This window comes from Paratractidigestivibacter sp. (assembly GCF_052362415.1).
Classification (GTDB): domain Bacteria; phylum Actinomycetota; class Coriobacteriia; order Coriobacteriales; family Atopobiaceae; genus Paratractidigestivibacter.
Genome location: NZ_DAWEMK010000089.1, coordinates 3,913 through 7,744 on the forward strand (window position 1 = coordinate 3,913; position 3,832 = coordinate 7,744).

At 63.7% G+C, this 3,832-nt stretch carries 6 protein-coding genes; all 6 read left to right on the top strand.

What is annotated here, in order from left to right; translation table 11 throughout:
* Positions 1-261, top strand: a 261-nt coding sequence (locus tag ACT84W_RS08340) for an early E1A protein (RefSeq protein WP_444328870.1), incomplete at its 5' end; no start/stop codon positions are given.
* A gap of 14 nt (positions 262-275) precedes the next feature.
* Entirely contained in the window at positions 276-1,667 is a 1,392-nt protein-coding gene (locus ACT84W_RS08345; RefSeq protein WP_444328871.1) for a baseplate J/gp47 family protein, read from the top strand.
* The gene (locus ACT84W_RS08350; RefSeq protein ID WP_444328872.1) at positions 1,668-2,318 is read left to right on the top strand and encodes a phage tail protein I; all 651 of its coding nucleotides are present in this window, start codon (positions 1,668-1,670) and stop codon (positions 2,316-2,318) included.
* Positions 2,319-2,333: 15 nt separating this feature from the next.
* Entirely contained in the window at positions 2,334-3,083 is a 750-nt protein-coding gene (locus ACT84W_RS08355) for a hypothetical protein (protein WP_444328873.1), read from the top strand.
* A 33-nt stretch (positions 3,084-3,116) separates the two neighbouring features.
* Complete coding sequence (locus ACT84W_RS08360; RefSeq protein WP_444328874.1) at positions 3,117-3,461, top strand: hypothetical protein; 345 nt, start codon at positions 3,117-3,119, stop codon at positions 3,459-3,461.
* Positions 3,462-3,832, top strand: a 371-nt coding sequence (locus ACT84W_RS08365; protein ID WP_444328875.1) for a hypothetical protein, incomplete at its 3' end; no start/stop codon positions are given. It lies immediately after the preceding gene.

Consider the following 3,832-nt stretch of genomic DNA (forward strand, 5'->3'; position numbering starts at 1 on the left):
GGCAACGGAGCGCCCGAGATCTGTGTGCAGAACCTCCTCAAGACCATCCGCGGGGAGGTGCCCTACGAGCGCATCAAGGGGATCGACCGCACGCTGATCGACAAGCCGAGTGAAACCGCTGCGACCGATCTGGCCGCCGACGTGGAGTTCGTTGTGGAAACCTACGAGCCCCGCGTGCAGCTCAGTGACTCCGACCTGAAGGCCCTGACCGCTCAGACCGGCGACTTCGAGCTGCGGGCCAGCATCGACAACATCACATGAAGGAGGTGAACAGCGTGAGCGACGCGACAAACACCTACGGCGAGGACATCAAACTCACCACGACAGACGCGAGCACCCTATACAAGACCATCATCACCGAGCTCGAAAAGGGCGCCGGCGAGCCGCTCTACCCGGGCGACGAGCGCCGGATCTTCGGTGAGGCTCTCGTGCCCGTGTTCGTTGCCCTCTACAACAGCCTCAACGACGTCGGCCGGCAGACGCTCCTCCGCTATGCGAGGGGCGAGGTGCTGGACGCCATCGGCGAGCGGCAGGACGTGAAACGACTGGAAGGCACACCGGCCAAGACGACCATGCGCTTCTCCGTCTCCACGCCGCAGGAGAAAAACATCATCATTCCGAAGTGGACGAAGGTGACGCCGGACAGCGAAAACTATTTTGCAACCGACGAGATCGCTGTGCTGCAAGCTGGCGCCTACTCTGTGGAGGTGCCGACCTCGGCCGTGAGCAACGGCACGAAGTTCAACGGCTACGCAGCCGGCACGATCACCACCCTTGTCGACCTGATCCCCTACATCGAGTCCGTCACCAATCTGACCGAAACGGCCGGAGGCGATGACGGCGAGCCCTACACCACCGAGGGCGACAACCGCCTCCGCGAGCGGATCCGTCTGGCGCCCGCCAAGAGATCCACCGCGGGCCCTGAACAGGCTTACATCTACTGGGTAATGACGGCCGACAGCTCCATCGTGGACGCAAAGGCCGTCAGCGAGAAGGAAACCGTCAGCGAGACCCTCACGGTCTACGACGGCAAAGCCTTCAAGGGCGGCGGCACACTTCTGACCGACACCCTCGTCGTGAAGGCCCACGGGCAGAGCACGGCGGCGGTCAAGGACACGGACTACACCGTCGACTACGCCGACGGCCTGCTGGCCATCACGCTCAAGGGCAGCCTCTCGGCCGCCGAGAGCATCGACATCATCATCACCCGCACACTGGAGGGCTGCGTCAAGATCGTGCCCCTACTGGAAGGAGGCGGGATCCCTGACGCTGCCATGCTGGCGAAGGTGCTGGACGTGGTCAACGCCAAGGACATCCGGCCGCTCACTGACAAGGTGAGCGCCGTGCCCCCGGAGGCCGAGACCTACGACATCGAGATCGTGTACTACACCACGCCGGAGAGCGAGGCCGAGGTGATCGCCAACGTCGAAGGCACCGGCGGCGCGATCGACCGCTACAACGAGTGGCAAGTCGCAGCCCTCGGCCGGGACATCAACCCCGACCAGCTCCGCAAGCGGATCCTCTCGCCTTCGTGGGGCGAGAACCTGACAGGCGCCTTCCGCGTGGACGTCGTCAAGCCGACCTACAAGGCCCTCGACGACACGCAAGTCGCCAAGTTCAGCGGCCACCTGACTGTCAGCCACAAGGTCGAGAGCGAGGTGGTGTAAATGCGGCTCAATGAGACCGAGATGGTCAAGCTGCTGCCTGCGTGGATGCAGGAGGACGGCGGCGACAAGGGCCTCGCCACCGGCTGCGACATCATCAGCCGCGACGCCTATGCACGCCTGAAGCTCCTGAGCAGGTGGGACAAGATCGACCAGCTCAGCGACGCAGAGCTCGACGAAATGGCGTGGGAGCTGAACATCCAGTGGTATGACAGCACCGCGCCCATCGCAACCAAGCGGGCCGTCATCCGCAACAGCGACCGCGTCTACGCGAAACTCGGCACCCCCTACGCCGTGGAGCAGATCGTGGCCGACTACTTCGGCACCGGCGAGGTCAGGGAGTGGTATCAGTACGGCGGGCAGCCGCATCACTTCAAGGTGCTGAGCGACAACCCGAGCCTCGTCAACAGCAACCTCGACCTGTTCCTGAAGCTGCTGCGGACGGTCAAGCGCCGCAGCTCGTGGCTCGACGCGATCCTGATCTGCCTGACCGGCGAAATGTTCCTTTATTCCGGCATGGCCGTCAGGGATCACACCCAAGAGGTGCACGTCATGGGCAGCGACGAGATCCACATCTACCACGCGGCCGTCGTCCACGACAACAACCGCGAGACCGTCAGCATCGGCACCGACGCGGCGGTCATCTCAGACTAAGGAAAGGAGATAGACATGGCTGCATTTATCAACAACGACATCACCACCGCCGGCCTGATCGTTCTGGCGAAGGGCGTGGCCGGCCAGAAGATCAACTACACCAAGATCGTCCTCGGCGATGGCTACCTCGAGGAGGGCCAGACGCCCCGCACCCTCACCGGCGTGGTCAGCCCGAAGGCGACCGTCGACATCACGAAGCTGAAGATCAACGGCGACGGCACCGTGGCCGTCGGCGGCATCTTCACCAACGGCGACGAGACCGAGGGCTTCTACTACCGCGAGCTCGGCCTTTATGCCGAAGATCCCGATCCCGAGGTCGGCGAGGTGCTGTACTGCTACGGCAACTGCGGCGATCTGGCCGAGTGGATCCCGCCCTCCGGCGGCGCCACCATCGTCGAGAAAACCATCGACATCGTCACCGCGATCGGCACGGCCACCAACGTGACCGCCTACATCCCCGCCGACGCCTACGCCACCAAAGAGGACTACGAGACCTACAAGGCCATCGCCCTCGGCGCGCAGGCTACGGCCGAGGAGGCTCTGGCGATCGCCCGGCAGGCCATCGCAATCGCGCAGGCCGCTGAGGCTTCAGTGAACGACCTGAGCAACGCGGTCGGCCAGAACACCAGCAAGATCGCAACGCTGTGGGACGCCGTTTTCAGCGAGATCACGACTAACCCCTTCCAGATCACGTTTGCAAACCTGACGGGCATCACCCTGACGGCCGGCATCTGGAACAGCGGACTCCAGCGCCTCGAGTGCTAAACTACCGGCCAAAGGCCAGAAAGGAGGCCGCCCATGTATAGAGGCACCACACCAACCATCACCATCAACTGTGACATCGACGTCAGCGAGTTCGTGACCATGTGGGTAACATTCCGCACGCAGCAGCTCGCCACCTATGCCCCGCCGAAGCAGGTGGAAGTCACCAAGCACCTCGGGGACGAGGGCGTCGACGCGACCGACAAGGTCGTCACCGTCAGCCTGACGCAAGCCGACACGCTGCTGCTCGGCTCTCTGTCTCCAGACGAGGAACAACAGGTGGAGGTGCAGATCCGCGGCAGGACGGAGGACGGGCGCGCGTTTGCGAGCAACATTATGACCGCCCCGCTCAGCCGGATCCTGAAGGACGGCGTCATCTAAGTGAGCGTCGACTTCAATGCCTCGTTCTCTGGCAGCGCGGAGACCTTCGGGGCGAAGATGACCGAGACGCCTGCCTCCATGACCGCCTCCATGAAGGAGACGGGCGGCGGCAGCGCCTCAAACTACGAAGCCCTGCGCAACAAGCCCAAGATCAACGGGCACGAGCTGATCGGCGACATGACGCCGGCGCAGCTCGGCATCACGGACGACAGGCACCACACCCACAAGCAGGCGCAGGCAGCAAAGGTGTGGACAATCGCCCATAACCTCGGAAAGCGGCCCGCCGTCACGGTCGTCGACAGCGCCGGCACTGTGGTCATCGGGGAGGTCGACTACCTCGACGACAACACCGTGCGCCTGACCTTCTGCGC

What these genes read in the sequence shown, in the direction of transcription:
- ACT84W_RS08350 (WP_444328872.1), top strand. Translation starts at nt 1,668, where the DNA reads ATGCGGCTCAATGAGACCGAGATGGTCAAGCTGCTGCCTGCGTGGATG.
- ACT84W_RS08355 (WP_444328873.1), top strand. Translation starts at nt 2,334, where the DNA reads ATGGCTGCATTTATCAACAACGACATCACCACCGCCGGCCTGATCGTT.
- ACT84W_RS08360 (WP_444328874.1), top strand. Translation starts at nt 3,117, where the DNA reads ATGTATAGAGGCACCACACCAACCATCACCATCAACTGTGACATCGAC.